This is a genomic window from Cohnella sp. GCM10020058 (genome assembly GCF_042683485.1).
In the GTDB taxonomy this organism is placed as follows: Bacteria; Bacillota; Bacilli; order Paenibacillales; family Paenibacillaceae; genus Cohnella.
Genome location: NZ_JBHUJV010000002.1, coordinates 110236 through 125496, shown reverse-complemented (window position 1 = coordinate 125496; position 15261 = coordinate 110236). Strand labels below are relative to the sequence as shown.

The 15261-nt window shown below is 58.8% G+C and carries 9 protein-coding genes; 8 read left to right on the top strand and 1 reads right to left on the bottom strand.

Translation table 11 applies throughout. The features are described from left to right. Positions 1-121 precede the first annotated feature (121 nt). The 5 genes from ACFSR7_RS03770 to ACFSR7_RS03750 all read left to right on the top strand — a co-directional run bounded on the left by ACFSR7_RS03770 (position 122) and on the right by ACFSR7_RS03750 (position 9917). Entirely contained in the window at positions 122-4645 is a 4524-nt protein-coding gene (locus tag ACFSR7_RS03770) for an S-layer homology domain-containing protein (RefSeq protein WP_378159204.1), read from the top strand. A 149-nt stretch (positions 4646-4794) separates the two neighbouring features. Next, positions 4795-6843 (top strand): peptidoglycan D,D-transpeptidase FtsI family protein, encoded by a 2049-nt coding sequence (locus tag ACFSR7_RS03765; protein WP_378159203.1) that lies wholly within the window; start codon positions 4795-4797, stop codon positions 6841-6843. Positions 6844-6997: 154 nt separating this feature from the next. After that, a complete protein-coding gene (locus tag ACFSR7_RS03760; protein WP_378159202.1) occupies positions 6998-7741 on the top strand; it encodes a Cof-type HAD-IIB family hydrolase in 744 nt (247 codons plus the stop codon). A 7-nt stretch (positions 7742-7748) separates the two neighbouring features. Then, a complete protein-coding gene (locus ACFSR7_RS03755) occupies positions 7749-8228 on the top strand; it encodes a DUF456 domain-containing protein (protein WP_282907270.1) in 480 nt (159 codons plus the stop codon). Positions 8229-8249: 21 nt separating this feature from the next. Next, positions 8250-9917: a putative polysaccharide biosynthesis protein gene (locus tag ACFSR7_RS03750; protein ID WP_378159201.1), complete on the top strand. Its 1668-nt coding sequence runs from the start codon at positions 8250-8252 to the stop codon at positions 9915-9917. Between the two features lie 485 nt (positions 9918-10402). On the opposite strand, the gene ACFSR7_RS03745 is transcribed toward ACFSR7_RS03750, so the two are convergent. Beyond that, positions 10403-11749 carry a DUF2515 family protein gene (locus tag ACFSR7_RS03745; RefSeq protein ID WP_378159200.1) on the bottom strand — a complete coding sequence of 449 codons (1347 nt, stop codon included), beginning with the start codon at positions 11747-11749 and terminating at the stop codon, positions 10403-10405. 133 nt (positions 11750-11882) lie between these two features. Between ACFSR7_RS03745 and ACFSR7_RS03740 the strand changes: the two genes are divergently transcribed. The 3 genes from ACFSR7_RS03740 to ACFSR7_RS03730 all read left to right on the top strand — a co-directional run bounded on the left by ACFSR7_RS03740 (position 11883) and on the right by ACFSR7_RS03730 (position 15261). Beyond that, entirely contained in the window at positions 11883-13430 is a 1548-nt protein-coding gene (locus tag ACFSR7_RS03740) for a stalk domain-containing protein (protein WP_378159575.1), read from the top strand. Positions 13431-13558: 128 nt separating this feature from the next. After that, positions 13559-13909 carry a thioredoxin family protein gene (locus ACFSR7_RS03735; protein ID WP_378159199.1) on the top strand — a complete coding sequence of 117 codons (351 nt, stop codon included), beginning with the start codon at positions 13559-13561 and terminating at the stop codon, positions 13907-13909. Between the two features lie 320 nt (positions 13910-14229). Beyond that, complete coding sequence (locus tag ACFSR7_RS03730; RefSeq protein ID WP_378159197.1) at positions 14230-15261, top strand: COX15/CtaA family protein; 1032 nt, start codon at positions 14230-14232, stop codon at positions 15259-15261.

Here is a 15261-nt window from a genome sequence, read left to right as displayed (position 1 = left end):
TTTTTTTCGTCGTTATGACGCCTGCCGACGATGTTAAGCGCCTGTTAAGTTCTCAATGATAATTTGGGCTAGATAGGTTAACGCCCTAACTACGAACCTAACTTTCAGACAGAGGTGCAAGATGCGAACTCATCCGGCTTTGCGTGTGCTTAACTTGATCGTGCTAGGCATCCTCATTTTGACGGCTGCCATCCCGGGCGGTGCGGCTTACGCCAAACCTGCGCAACAAAATTGGCTCAATGTGAGCATTTCCGGGGTGTCGGACAATCTTCGCGGGCTCGTGTACGCAGAGGACAAGCATTTGTTTGTTGCGGTCGGCGACGGGGGCGCCATCCTGACTTCCGCGGACGGGGAAAATTGGACGAAGCAGACTTTGGATACGACGGCCCGGCTGAGCGGCGTCGCTTATGGCGACGGTCTCTTCGTCGCGGTCGGCGAAGGCGGCGCCGTGGCTTATTCGACGGACGGATCGGCCTGGACGAGCGGTGTGGTTGCGGATGCTTATTTGCTGACCTCCGTCGCTTACGGCGCGGGCGCGTTCGTGGCCGTGGGTTATGAAAGTGACGAAGAATCGGCGTCGATTTACGAGATCGATAAGGCCGACATCGATTCGGCAACGACGCCGGGCGACGCGACGTGGACGAATGTCACGCCGATCGGGGAGCTTGCCTACTATGATGTTGTTTACGAAAACGGTGTTTTTCAAGCAGCGGGAATGTTGCAGGTCAGTCACTCTGCGGACGGCTCGACCTGGAGTGCCGCAGGCGCAACGTTGTACAACATGTATAGTACGCGTGACTTAGGCGATACGGGGCAAATCCTCATGTTGGCTGCGAATTTTCTGGACGATACGGACAACTATGTGACGCTGTATAACAAGTCGGATAGCGAGGAGTCGTACTCCCGGAATGTCGGTTCTAGTCTCTACAGCATGGTCCAGTATGCCGAAGGCAAATACATGGCCGTCGGCGCGAACGGATCTTACGCACGATTCGAGATTGCGGAGACTGACGGAAAGTACGATTTCGTAGGCGACGTGGACGAATATTATGAGCCCGACGTTGAAGCGGACCTGCACAAAGTCGTATACGGCGACTCGAAGTTTATTGCGGTCGGCGACGGCGGCACGATTATTGCCTACAAGGCGGAGGAACTGAGCGGACTCGCGCTCGCCACGGGTACGGTCGCGGGCACGACCAAGCTGAGCTCGCTGCCTGCGGGGACGTTCAAATATGCGGTCGGCGAAGCGGGCAGCAAGACTTGGCCTATTTATGGCAAAGTGTCGACCGATCTCCAAACGCTGACGGATACGACGGATATTAACGTTACGGCAGGCCAGCAGCTCTATGTCGCACGGACCGATGCCGATGATCGGATCGTCGGATGGCAGGCGATCGAGGTGGACGCGAGCGATATCGCCGAGACCGTCGATCCGGGGAACCCGTCGACGGGTCTGATCTACAATCAGGACGGGTTCGGCTATAGCGGACAGATCGCTCCGCATCCGCTAGGTTCCGTCGTCGAGATGAAGGGCTACAGCAACTGGCCTGCGGGATTGAACAGAGGATCCTTCGCGTTCTCGGGCGGCATTTTTGACGGGCAAAATGTATGGATGATTCCGTATCAGGCCGACGGCGTCTTGAAGATTAACAAAGATTCGGCAGAAATGTCCGTCTACAAGGACTGGCCGAGCGGTTTCAACAAGGTATCGACCTCGAGCGCGTTCGCGTTTTCTTCGGGCGTATTCGACGGACAATCGATCTGGATGATTCCTTATAGCGCAGACCGGGTCATCAAGGTGGACAAGGATACGGGCGTTATGACGGGGTATAACAATTGGCCCGCCGGTACCACTTCGATCGGTATGACCGCGTTCAGCGGCGGCGTGTATGACGGACACGACATCTGGCTCATACCCGCGGCCGTGAATAAGGTGGTCAAGCTGGATCCGGCAACAGGCGCGATGACGGGATATGATTCATGGCCCGCCGGCTTTAATGGCGCCGGCGGCTTTAGAGGCGGTCTTTTCGACGGCCGGTATGTGTGGCTGATTCCAAGCAGCGCCAATCAGGTCGTCAGGTTCGATCCCGCTACGGGCGCTATGGTCGGCTACAGCGCATGGCCTGCAGGCTTTGACAAGTCAACAAACAGCTTTAGCGGCGGCGTGCTGGCAGGGCAAGACCTGTGGATGTTCCCCGCTAGCGGAAACGGGACGAACGAAACGCTCAAGCTGAACACGTCATCTGGCAAGATGACTGCGTACAGCGGCTGGCCGTCCGATCTGGCGTCTTTGTCGTACACTCGAAGATTCAGCGGCGGCGTATTCGATGGACAAAGCGTCTGGATGGCGCCGAGTACGAAGCAAGCCAAAAACGTCGTGAAAATCGACAAGAATAGCGGTGTCATGACAGGTTATTCTAATTGGCCAACCGGCCTTGATCTTGGGAACAATCCGTTCAGCGGCGGCGTCTTCGACGGCAAGCGGATCTGGCTGGTGCCGACGCAGGCCAATCAGGTCGTCGTACTGCAGACAAAGTCGTATGCCGTTACTTATGCGGCAGGAGCGCACGGCAGCATCTCCGGCGACGCCAATCAGTCGGTCGCGCACGGCGAGTCCAGCACATCGGTTACAGCCATTGCGGATGAAGGATACCAATTCGTCGATTGGAGCGACGGCAATTCGCAGGCGTCCCGATCCGACGCGAATATAACGGCTGCACTGAGCGTGACGGCCAACTTCATCGAGCAGCAGGGCCCGACGCAGGTAACCCTAGAATCGGCGGTGGCCGACGGGGCGTCCAAGGCAGCGACTTCCACCAAAATCGCGTTTACGTTCGATAAAGATATCGCGGGCCTGACGGCGAACGATATCTCAATCGCGGACGACACAGGCTCCGTCGTAGCGGGATCGCTCACGGGCTCGGGACGGAATTGGAGCGTGACGCTTACGTCCGTAACGTCTGAAGGCAACGTGAAGCTGTCTGTGAATTCGCCCGAAGGTTATGTCGTCGATGGATCGCCGGCAACCGTAGCGGTTTACAAGGCGGCCGTGCCCGCAGCGGGTCTGACGGTGACATCGACAGATCCGAGCGGCGCGGCCAACGATGGGAAGACCAAGATCGTGGTCGCCGAAATTCAGCCAAACGGCTACAAGCTGGTTTACCGCAACTTCGGAACCAACACGGTCGTCGTACCGAACGTCGGCGACACCCTGACAGGCTACTCGGACTTGCCGAGCGGCGGCCTGATCGCAGCCGCGAACGGCGACAAGATCGGCGTCGCGGAAGTCGACGCCGACGGCAAGGTCTTACGCTATGGCAGCACGACGGCCGTCTCGGCGAATGAGCCGCCGATCGTTGAGCCGCCATATGTTAACCCTTCTGCACCGACTGAATCGTCGGTTGAGGTGCTCGTCAACGGCAAGGTCGAGAACGCCGGCAAAGCAACAACTACGGAAGCAAACGGCGTCAAAACGACGAGCATCTCCATTGACGGCGCCAAGCTTCAGGCGAAACTGGATGCCGAAGGCAACGGCGCGATCGTCACGATTCCGGTCAAGTCGGACTCGAGCGTCATCATCGGCGAGCTCACGGGCCAGATGGTCAAGCACATGGCGAGCCGATCGGCGACGCTAGAGCTGAAGACGGACAAGGCCAGCTATACGCTGCCGGCGCAGCAAATCAATATCGATGCGATGTCCGCGCAGCTTGGTACGGACGTGAAGCTTGAAGATATCAAGATTAAGATTACGATTGCACAGACGCCGGCTTCGATGTCGCAGGTCGTCGAGAATTCGGCAACGGAAGGCGGTTTCTCCCTCATTGTGCCGTCGACCGACTTCACGGTGACCGGCACTTATAACGGTAAAACGATCGAGATTTCGAAGTTCAACGCCTACGTGGCGCGCACGATTGCGCTGCCTGACGGTATCGATCCCGGCAAGATCACGACGGGGATCGTGGTCGATCCGGACAGTACGGTCCGCCATGTGCCGACGAAAATTACCTTGATCGACGGCAAGTACTACGCCGAGATCCACAGCCTGACGAACAGCACCTATTCGATCGTCTGGCATCCGCAGACGTTTGCGGACGTGGAAAACCATTGGGCGAAGGACGCAGTGAACGACATGGGCTCTCGCTTCGTCATCAACGGCGTAAGCGATACGACATTCAGCCCGAACGCGGACATCACGCGAGCGGAGTTCGCGGCGATCGTCGTTCGCGGGTTGGGCCTGAAGCTTGGCGAGGGCGCGAATTCGTTCGGCGACGTGGCGGTCGATGCCTGGTATGCGAGCGCGATTCAGACGGCTGTCGCAAACGGTTTGATCGCGGGCTTCGAGGACGGGACGTTCCGTCCGGACGCCAAGATCACGCGCGAGCAGGCAATGGCAATCGTCGCCAAAGCGATGAAGCTGACCGGGTTGGCCGAAAAGGCAGGCAAGGTCGACGCGGCTTCGGCATTGGCCGAATTCGCGGACAGCGCGAGCGCAGGCGGCTGGTCGAAAGAAAGCATCGCGCTGGCGGCCAAAGCAGGACTGATCAGCGGCCGCAGCGGCGGCAAGCTGGAGCCCAAGGCACACGTGACCCGTGCCGAGGTGGCGACGCTGATCGAGCGGCTGCTTAAGCAATCGGATCTGATTTAAAAGCGAAACACCGGTTCTGCTCCCTAAGAGCAGCGGCCGGTGTTTTTTTACCCGCGAGCGCCTTAAGATACAGGAAGATCGGTCGCCTGCTCCGCAGCTTCATTTATGCTAGAATGGTAGAGAGTCCGAGCCGGGAGGGAAGCTTCGCGATGAACGCCGAAGTCAAGACAGAAGAGCAGAAAAAAAAGGAAATACGCAACCGCCGCCACTTCAGCATCCGGCTGAACGTTTTTTTCATGCTCACTTTTCTTCTATTTTCCATGCTGATCGTGCGGTTGGCGTATCTCCAGTTCGTTGAAGGTCCGAGCCTCAAGGAGCGCCAGACGAGCTTGATTACAAAGGGCGTGTCCATCCCGCCGATCCGCGGCAATATTTACGATTCCAAAGGTCAGCCGATCGCCTATTCGATCTCCACGCAATCCCTTTATTTTACGCTCAAGACGGGCGTGAAGCAGGAGACGGCGGAAGCGCTGGCTGCGAAGCTCGTCAAGCTGTTCGATGAAAAAGGCGACGCGGCGGCCGAGCCGCTGACGGCGGAAGACGTCGTTAAAGCCATGGATATCAAAGGAAGGACGCATCTCCCGTTCCAGCAGCGCCGGATCAAATCGGGGCTGACGAAGGAAGAGATCGCCTATCTTAGCGAGCACCGCGACGAGTATCCGGACGTGGAGATCGTGGAGGAAAGCATCCGCCAGTACAGTCCGGACCGGGTAGCCGCACAGCTGGTAGGCTATATGGCCAAGATGAAGGGCGCCAAGGAGAACCTTGATTTTTACAAAAAAATTAATGAAGACCAGTCGAACCCGTCTCTCAAGTATCTGGATACGGAGGATGTCGGCTATGACGGCATCGAGCTCATGTTCCAAAAGGAGCTGCGGGGACTCAACGGCTACAAGTCCTACCAGATCGACAGCATGAGCCGGATCGTCGGCGATATGAAGCTGACCAAGCCGGTCAAAGGGCAGAATTTGTTCCTGACCATTAACCGCAACGTGCAGCTCACCGCGCAGCAAGCCATTCTCGACCAGATCGCAACGACCCGTGCTTCCACGGTCAAGACGCTGAAGGATGCGCAGCCGACGACAGGCTATGCGGTAGCGATTGAAGTGGAGACGGGCAAGGTCGTGGCCATGGCCAGCATGCCGGACTATGACACGAATGTCTGGCAGGGAGGCATCAGCCAGGAAGAACTTGACGCAATCACGCCTGCAATGGGCAACGGCGCGATCCGTGAGGTCTTTCCGCCATACGCCGATCCGAAGGAACGCTCGCAGCATCCGACGTCGCTCGTGCCGCTGGGCTCGACGCAGAAGCCGCTAACGATTTTAACCGGGCTTATGGAGAAGGTCATTACACCTTCGTCAACCTGGACGGACCCGGGCTATTTCCAGTTCGGTCGAGACGGGCAAGCCGAGGTGCAGAACGCCGGCCGCGCCTACAACGGCTCGCTGACGCCGACAAAAGCAATCGCCAAGTCTTCGAACGCCTTCATGGCCAAGATGGTTGGCAACGAGTTGTACCTTCGCAAAGGGAAGAAAAGCGTCGAAATATGGGATCAGCATATGAAGGAATTCGGCCTCGGCGTCAAAACCGGCAGCGGGCTGCCGAAGGAATCGCCGGGCATCGTGGATTACTTCAACAGTGCAACGCGGGACAGTTATCAGTCTGCCATGATCTATGCTTCCTTCGGTCAGCAAGGGAAATATACGGCACTGCAGCTCGCTCAGTACGCCGCGACGCTCGCGAGCCATGGCAAGCGAATGAAGCCGCTGCTCGTCGATCATACCACCGATGCGGACGGCAATGTCGTGACGACGATGAAGCCCGAGGTTCTGAATGAGATCGATCTGCCGGATTCGTACTGGAGGACGATCGAGAACGGCATGGCGCAGGTTAAGGTGGAGGGCTTCGACAATGTGCGCTACGACTTTTACCGCAAGACCGGTACGTCGCAGCAGCAAGGCGTCGGCAAGCGCAAGTTCGTCGAGAACGCCGTCTTCATCTCCTTCGCCCCGCAGGACCATCCGAAGCTTGCGGTCGCGGTCATCGTACCGGACGGCGGATACGGCGGTTGGGGCGCGGCGCCGATCGCGCGCAAAATTTTCGACGCCTACGACGCCGAAGTCGGCCTCACGGACGCAGGTCCGAGGCCGCCGCTGGGTACGAACGCGTCGATCGACATGACGCAGGCGCCTTAATAGGCTAGCGTGCGGGCTGCAGCCCGCTCCGCCCCCGTACCGCCGCTTGGACGCGGCGAGCCGGGGGCCTTGTCGTTTTTTACCCCCGGATTATGTTAAAATGACTAAGATTGCAAGCAGGCTGCGGCCGGCATCAGAAGGAGTGGTAGGCTAGGTGGTCAAGTACAAGCTGCTGGCGCTCGATCTGGACGGGACGCTGCTGAACGACCGGCAGGAAGTCAGCGAAGAGAACAAAAAATGGGTTCAAAAAGCGAGCGAAGCCGGCGTGACGGTCATCGCATCTACGGGACGCGGCTTCCCGTCGGCGCTGCCGATCGTCGAGCAGCTCGGGCTGCAGACGCCGATGATTACGGTCAACGGCGGCGAGATCTGGACGAAGCCGGGCAGCATCCATCGGCGCATACCGATGGACACGGACAAGATCATGAAGCTGCACATGCTGGCGGAGCGGTACCCGGTCGCCTGGTTTTGGGCCTACGCGACGGACGGCATTTACAACAAAGAACAATGGGTGGACGATACGTATTCGCGGACGTGGCTCAAGTTCGGCTACTACGACGAGGACGCATCGGTCATCGCCAAACTGTGGGAAGAGCTGCTGACCTGGGAGGGCTTGGAGCTCAGCAATTCGTCGCCCTTCAACATCGAAGTGAACCCGGCCGGCGTGAGCAAGGCTGCGGCGATCGAAGAGGTGTGCCGCATGATCGGCTGCGACATCTCCGAAGCCGTAGCCGTCGGCGACAGCTTGAACGATCTGGCTGCCATCCGCGCAGCGGGCCTCGGTGTCGCGATGGGCAACGCGCAGGATGCCGTCAAGGCCGAAGCGGACGTCGTGACGGGCACGAACAACGAGCACGGCGTGGCGCAAGTGATACAAAACTATATTTTAAAGGCGTGATGTCCGAATGGATATTTTGGGCTGGGTGCTCGTCATCGCGTTGTTCGCAATCGGCTTGGCAGGCGCTGTTTATCCGATCCTGCCTGGTGCGCTGGCAATCTACTTCGCCTTTTTCGTATACGGCTGGTTTTTCTCGTTTGAGCCGTTCGGCTGGTGGTTCTGGAGCTTCCAGACGATTATCGTGATCATCCTGTTCATCGCGGACTACGTGGTGAACGCCTGGGGCGTCAAGCGCTTCGGCGGATCGAAGGCGAGCGTCTGGGGAAGCACCATCGGGGTCATCATCGGACCGTTCGTCATCCCGGCCTTCGGCCTGATCATCGGCCCGTTCGCAGGCGCCTTCCTGGGCGAGCTCGTGAGCGGTTCGAATTTGAAAAAGGCGATGCTTGTCGGCTGGGGCTCGCTTGTTGGGCTGTTCACCAGCACGGTGGCGAAGGTCGTCTTCCAGGTGGCGATGATCGTCATCTTCTTCATCTGGCTAATCTAGCGATAGGACTGATACCCGTAGATGGTTAAAAAGGATTCGCTTATCAAAGGCACGCTGATCCTGACGGCGGCGGCGCTTATCGCGCGCGTCATCGGGATCTTTCAGCGCGTGCCGCTCGAGCACGTGATGGATGAGGTCGGCAACAGCGCGTTCGGTATCTCTAATACCGTCTATTTGCTGTTGCTGGTCGTCGCCACCGCGGGTATTCCGAGCGCAATCAGCAAGATGGTGTCTGAACGCGTCGAGCTCGGACGTGGCAACGAAGTGAAGCGTATTTACCGTGCGGCGATGAAGTTCGGCATGATAGCAGGCCTTGTCCTGACGATCGGACTTCTGCTGTTGGCGCCCGTCTATACGTGGCTTGCCGGGACGCAGCATGCGACGCTGGCGATCCGCGCGATTGCCCCGTCGCTGCTGCTGTTCCCGGTCATCGCGATGATGCGCGGCTACTTCCAGGGACGTCAGCTTATGATGGCGGGCGGCGTGTCCCAGGTCGTCGAGCAGATCGCCCGCGTCGTCACGGCCATCGGCTTCGTATTTGCCTTGCACGGCTGGGGCTATGGGAATGAAAAAATGGCCGCCGGCGGCGCGCTGGGGAGCGTCGTCGGAAGTGTCGGCGCGTTCGCGGTCATGGTGTATTACGGCGTCAAACTAAGAAAAAGCGACGAGCGCACGGGCGAGTTGGAGCGTGCGGAACGTTCGCCGGCGAGGAGCGCGGCTGGTGGTCCGCCGGTATTGCGCAACAACCGTGAAATTTACCGGGCCATTTTCCGCATCTCCATCCCTATTCTGGTGACGGCGATGACCGTGCAGGCGATTTATATGATTGATCAGACCTTGCTGACCCGTCTAAGCGAATGGCGCTTCGGCGAAGAAAAGACGTTGACTTGGCTCGCTTATCTGACGACCAACGCCCAATCGATCGCCGGCATCCCGCCGGTGCTCGCGATCGCTCTCAGCCAATCGATACTGCCGGTACTATCGGCTGCCTATGCTTCCGGGGACCGATCGCGGGTCGAAAAGCAGGCGACGCTAGCGCTCCGTATCGGCATTTTCTCGGGGATGCCTATCGTACTGCTCATGACTGTAGGCGCCCATGCAGTCAACGGGGCGCTGTTTTCCACGCCGGATGCCAGCTTGATCGTCGGCATGCTGGCTGGCGGTACGATCTTTCAGATCACGATGATGACCTCGAACTCGATTCTGTACGGGCTCGGCCAGCAGCGATTGGCGATGAAGCACACGCTTGTCGGCATTTTCATCAAGCTGGTGCTGTCGCTCATCCTGACGCCGTTGTTTGGCGTATACGGCCTTGTTACGGCGACGACGCTATGTTTCATGTTCTCGACGATGACCAACATGATGTCCATCCGCAAGCGGGCCGGCGTACGTGCACTCGGCGACCGCTGGACGGGCTTCGTGGCAACCGTGCTGCTGATCTCCGCCGCGGGCGGAGCCCTTGTATATGCCGTGCTGCACCTTGCCGCGCCGCTCGGCTGGAAGTGGCCGTACCTGCTTGCTACAGGCGCGCTCGGCCTGCTCATTTGCGCCGTGTACCCGGTGCTGCTCACGGCGTTCGGCGTGCTCCGTGCGGACGACCTGGAGTCGTATCCGGCGCGCATCCGGCGCGTGCTGCGTCCGTTTCTGCGCTTCGCGCGCGGCGGGCGGGCGACCAAAGGCGCCGTTTAAGCAGCAGCATAAGCCGCAATGGCGAATCGTTAATTGGCCTCGTCCAGATGGACGAGGCTTTTTCATGAAGAAAAAAATTGGCGGCGATTCGTGGACGGATAAGCGTGCTTGCGGATGCCGGAGCTTGTCGGATGTCTGGCGGGGCGAAAAGCCTGCATTTTTACATGCATTTTTGCCGACCCGTGGCTCTTAGGAGAAATACATGCAAATATGCAGGTAAATGCAAAGCGCAAGCCGGATATCAAGTTGATGGAGGAAAAAGCCTGCATTTTTGCATCTTTCCTGTTCAGAAAGGCCGATTCCGGCTAAATAAGATGTATATTTGCAGGCATTGCGGCGCGAGAACGACACAGACGATGATCGGTCACCCCATCGGTACGGCTGTCGGGCGAGCCGCTGACAGGTGTTCCGCGAAACCTAAATAGGACCGTCATGGCGGTCTTTGAGCCACAGAAAAACTAGATCTCGCCATAATTATGCCCCGATCACGCTTCCGGCCGCGATGCCCGCTGCTTAAGACTTTGCAGCGCCATTGTCGCGGCCTGGAGCTTGCGTTGGCCGAATTCATGCTCATGCGTCATGGCGAAGACGATCGGCGCCCGCAGCGATCTGAAGTGCTTGAGGATGTCCAGGTTGACCAGCCAATCTCCTTCGCACACGCTTCCGAGCGGCCGGTCGGGCCAAGCGTCAGCCAGTTTGGGACTGTACCATGCCCGCTCGGATTCCCCGTCCGAAGCTCCTGCTAGTCCTTCTTGGTCTTTTTGCGCGGTGAACCGCTCCGGCCAGTAGTCGGCCCGTGAGCCCGTATGGCTGACCGTCTCCGCATAAGCCAGCGCGCCGCCCAGCACCTTCGGGTAGGCGAACAGCATGGCATACAAGCTTTTGCCGAATCCGATGCGCTCGTCCAAGTTCGAGAAAGACTCCAGCACGCGGCCTGCCAGCATGGTGTCTGCGTGTTCCTTCCCTCGGTCCGCGAGGCCTTCATGCAGCGAACCCGATTTCCCTAGTCTCAATTCCGCGGCCCGCACACCGCCTAACGGTACGATCACTTGCTGCAGCTGTAAAGGACGCATCCCTTTAAAAGCCACGGAACCGAGCACCGTATCCTTGTATGCCGGATCTTGAACGACGCGACGCTCAATCACCTGCTGCTCGTTCACGATGAGGGCGACCGTCAGCGCGGTCGCGTCCCGTTCGATCCAGAAACGCTCCCAGAACGGCCGCATGAACGCAGATACGCCGAAGGCGGGCAGCAGCGAAAAGCGGCTGCGTCCCGCCCGGCGGCTTTCCCCGTAAAGCCGCAGCTGCGGGTAGGCGTCCCGGAAAATGAGCGCGTTGCAGGACTCGAGCATGCCGAACAACGTCGCTCTGTCCCGATGGGTGAGCAGCTTCGGCAGCCAGGCGCCTTGCAGGTCAGTCATGTTCCATCCGCCGTTGCGCGACACCAGATGCGCGAGCAGCGCCCAATGCAGCTCCGGAAAAGTTTTGTACATTTCCATATAGGCAGCCGTGCGCGTCACGTTGTTGCGATTGCGCGTTTCGGTTTCTTCCCTTATGCAGGCAACGAGCGAAGCGTTGGACGCGTCCAGGTGGGAGGAGGCGCCACGCCATCCTCGATGGAGATCTTCGCCAAGCTCCGACTCGACCCAGGCAGCGATTCCTTTGGGCAGCCGCAGCGATGTGCGCGGACGCGCGAGCCTGAGGGATTCCAGCAGCGCGGCTCCTTTTATGGCTGCGCCTTTGACCAGTCCCCTGGTCACGGCGGTCCAAGCAGGCTCGTCGGGCAGCGCGCTATTTTTCCGGAAAGCGCCCGTCGTGTCTTCGATCGTCATCTCCCCCTCTCGCATGAATCGTTCTATATTGGAAGGATTTCCAAATGTCGCGTCGAACTATCCATAACCGGGTATCAATTAAATGGATATCATTGGATGGTTATAATCGGGAGGGATAGGTTTCGTGGTTAAAATGAAGAAACGTGGATTGGGGATGGCATTGATCGCCCTCCTGATCGTCGTGCTCGTCGGCTGTCAAGCCGTGGGCGGCGTGAATTTGAACGAGATGCTGACCAAGCAGCTCGACGTCCGTTCGTCGGCAGGCAGCGGCTCCGTTGAGATTCAACTGAATTGGGACGAGGAAGCGATTGCGGCCGAGGACGAGGAGACGCAGCGGATGATTAAGCTTTTCAGCCGAATCAAGCTGCAGCTCGATCAAGTGCGCTCGGATGACAAAGGCAATATGAATGCGAGCGGCAGTCTATCCCTGAACGAGCGGACGGTACCGTTCGCGCTGCAGGTAGACCCGACGACCGTCGTATTGACGGTCGAAGGCGCGAAGCGCCCGCTCGTACTGGATGCGGAAGAGCTCCAGGCGGGCTCGCTTACTGGAGAAGATCTGTTCCCAGGGATTAGCGAAATGACTTCTCAGGTTGCCGAGCAGGCGGTACGGGACGCGCTCAAGCAGGTCGTATCTTTCGTGGTGGGGCATCTGCCGAATCCGCCAAAGATTGAAGCCGCAGCCGTGCAAGTGCCGATCAACGGTACGCAGACCGACCTGATGAAGGTGCATGCCGAGTTAAACGGCAAGGAGCTGGGCGAGCTGATCCCGGCATTCCTCGATTCGGTGCTTGCTGACGGCCAAGGCGTGAAGGGCTTGATCGAGAAGCTCGCCGCCTGGGCGTCGGACCTGCCGCAGGATCTGAAGGACGCGCTCGGCCTCGAGTCCGAAGATACCGAATGGTCGCCGGAGGATCTGACGGAAGCCGCGCAGAGCGTCATGGACGGCGTGAAGGAACTGCGCGACGACTATGAAGAAGCGAGCTCCGACGAAGATTGGAAGCAGACGTTTAACGAAGCGCTGACGTTCAAGGGCGATTTTTACGCCGACAAAGCCCTGCACATCCGCAAGTCCGACGTCGAGATCGCGCTTGACGCGAGCTTGTTCGACGATGAAGATATCCCGCTTAAAGGCGTGGTCATCCGCACTTCCCAGGAGACCTGGAACATTAACGAAGATCAGGGGCTTGGAGAGGTAGAGGTGCCTGCGAACGCGATGGACGTCGAAGAGCTGGCAGCCATGAAGCCGCGCAAGCTGCTTAACCAGCTGAGCGTGGATTCGGCCGTATACGGCTTGCTCAAAAACGATCTGCAGATCGACGACCAATATTTCATCCTGAGCTCGGAGTGGGGCGTACCGTTCGCCAGCGACGACGACGGCAACGTCTACTTGCCGATCAAAGAGACGATGCGCGAGCTGGGCAATCCGATCACATTCGACGCGGCACGCAAGCAAATCCGTTTCTACGATGAACCGACGATCCAGGAGTTCGTGCTTACGCTCGGCTCGGATAAGGCGCTCGTCAACGGCGAGACCGTGAAGCTCCAGTCGCCGGTCGCAAGGCTCGGAGGCGTCTCGTATATGAGCGCTGACGACCTGCTTGGCCTCCTGCACGCGACCTATACGCTGACCGACGGCTATGACGGCGAGCAACTGCTCGAAGTGAAGCGGGACCTGTAACGCAGACGATTGCTTGCAGACATGCATCCCTTGGCGAGCGGCTGTTGTACGGCAACGGGAACGGGCGTATAATGACCGTTAACGACACGGACGCCGATTCCGGCGCTCGTCCAAGGAGGTTATGCGGCATGGAAAAAATCACGAACGAGTCCGACTTCAGGGAGCGCGTAGGCGCGGACGGTTTGACGGTGGCGGTGTTTAAGACGACCTGGTGTCCGGACTGCCACTTCATCGATCCGTTCATGCCTGCGGTCGAAGAGGCCTATGCCGATCGGCTCCGGCTGATCGAGATCGACCGCGACGATCTGCCCGATCTGTGCAGCGAGCTGAACATTCTCGGCATCCCGAGCTTCATCGCTTTCCGCGAGGGGCGCGAGCTGATCCGGTTCGTCAGCAAGCTTCGCAAGTCGCGCGAAGAGATCGAGCAGTTCTTAGACCGCGCGGTGGCGGTCTCCGCCGAGATCTCGCCGAAGGCGTGATCGCTGGCCGCTGCGAATTCAGCGGTACCGTGCCGATTTAGGGAGATACCCGGAAAAACCGGTTAATTGCGAACTTCGAGTTGGACGCCGTCATTTTCCGGGATGACTTCGACTTCAATAAAGGATGGGGCGATGCAGGCAGTCACCTGCTTCGTCCCGTCTTTATTTTTGCCATCCCTAGAGAAATTCGACGCCTTTGTGACACTCTTCACAAAGTTCGAAGCCGTTCACAGTTTGAACATAGCATTGACTGCAATCGCTCGGGTATAATGAAAACGGGCTGAAGCCGACTACTTCATTATAGAAATTAGGGATGGAATATGACTGCTAGAGCTTACAGGCTGCTCGCCTTGTGGAGCTGCATCGGCATGCTGCTCGTGCTCATCGCCGGCGTCGTCGTCACCAATACCGAATCGGGCCGCGGCTGCGGAACGGACTGGCCGCTTTGCAACGGGAAGTTTATTCCCGCCTACACGGTCGAATCGATCGTCGAATACACGCACCGCGCGGTCAGCGGTCTCGAAGGTCTTCTGGTCTTCGCCGTTTTCCTGCTCACGATGCGACTGAAGCCGGCCAATGGAGAGGCTCGCCTGTACGCAGGCGCCGCGCTGCTCTTTACCATCTTCCAGGCCGTTCTTGGGATGCTTGCCGTCATCATGCCGACGTCGGACGCCGTGCTTGCCATTCACTTCGGCATCTCGATGATCGCGTTCACCAGTACGTGGCTGTTGTACGCTTGGGTTAGACGCTGGGACCGCGCGCTCCGCACCGGCGATGCCGGGGCATGGCCGATTATGAAGGGAACCGTCCCTGCTGCAGCTTCGTTTGACGCCGGACGGCAAGACAACTCCTTTTCTAAGAGTCGCCCAAGCAACGCCGTTCCCCGCGCGTCTGCCGCCACCGTGCCTGCCGGCCTGTTCGGCTGGATCTTGTCGGTCATTATTTATTGTTATGCGGTCGTTTACTTAGGCGCCTACGTGCGTCATACGGATTCGGCTGGCGGTTGCATCGGCTGGCCGCTCTGCAACGGCGAAGTCGTACCGGAGCTGAGCGGCGCGACCGGGATCGTATTCGCCCACAGGCTCGGCGCGATCGTGCTGTTTCTCTTCATCGGCGCGGTCGTACTGCTCGTCCGGCGGCGCACCGGCGGACACGGGGAGCTGACGCGGCTTGGATACGTATCGCTTGCGCTCGTCATCCTGCAGAGCCTGAGCGGCTGGCTGCTCACCGCCACGCTCGAGCACCACGACGTATATGTCTTTACCAGTCTGCTGCACACGATCATCATAACTGTCTTGTTCAGCGGGTTGTGCCTCTGGGCGATCCGCGCCTGGCAGCTATCCCGTCGCTGA

Bases quoted from the DNA above. Each gene is read 5' to 3' on its own strand.
- ACFSR7_RS03770 (WP_378159204.1), top strand. From the start codon at position 122: ATGCGAACTCATCCGGCTTTGCGTGTGCTTAACTTGATCGTGCTAGGC.
- ACFSR7_RS03765 (WP_378159203.1), top strand. From the start codon at position 4,795: ATGAACGCCGAAGTCAAGACAGAAGAGCAGAAAAAAAAGGAAATACGC.
- ACFSR7_RS03755 (WP_282907270.1), top strand. From the start codon at position 7,749: ATGGATATTTTGGGCTGGGTGCTCGTCATCGCGTTGTTCGCAATCGGC.
- ACFSR7_RS03750 (WP_378159201.1), top strand. From the start codon at position 8,250: ATGGTTAAAAAGGATTCGCTTATCAAAGGCACGCTGATCCTGACGGCG.
- ACFSR7_RS03745 (WP_378159200.1), bottom strand. From the start codon at position 11,749: ATGACGATCGAAGACACGACGGGCGCTTTCCGGAAAAATAGCGCGCTG.
- ACFSR7_RS03740 (WP_378159575.1), top strand. From the start codon at position 11,883: ATGAAGAAACGTGGATTGGGGATGGCATTGATCGCCCTCCTGATCGTC.
- ACFSR7_RS03735 (WP_378159199.1), top strand. From the start codon at position 13,559: ATGGAAAAAATCACGAACGAGTCCGACTTCAGGGAGCGCGTAGGCGCG.
- ACFSR7_RS03730 (WP_378159197.1), top strand. From the start codon at position 14,230: ATGACTGCTAGAGCTTACAGGCTGCTCGCCTTGTGGAGCTGCATCGGC.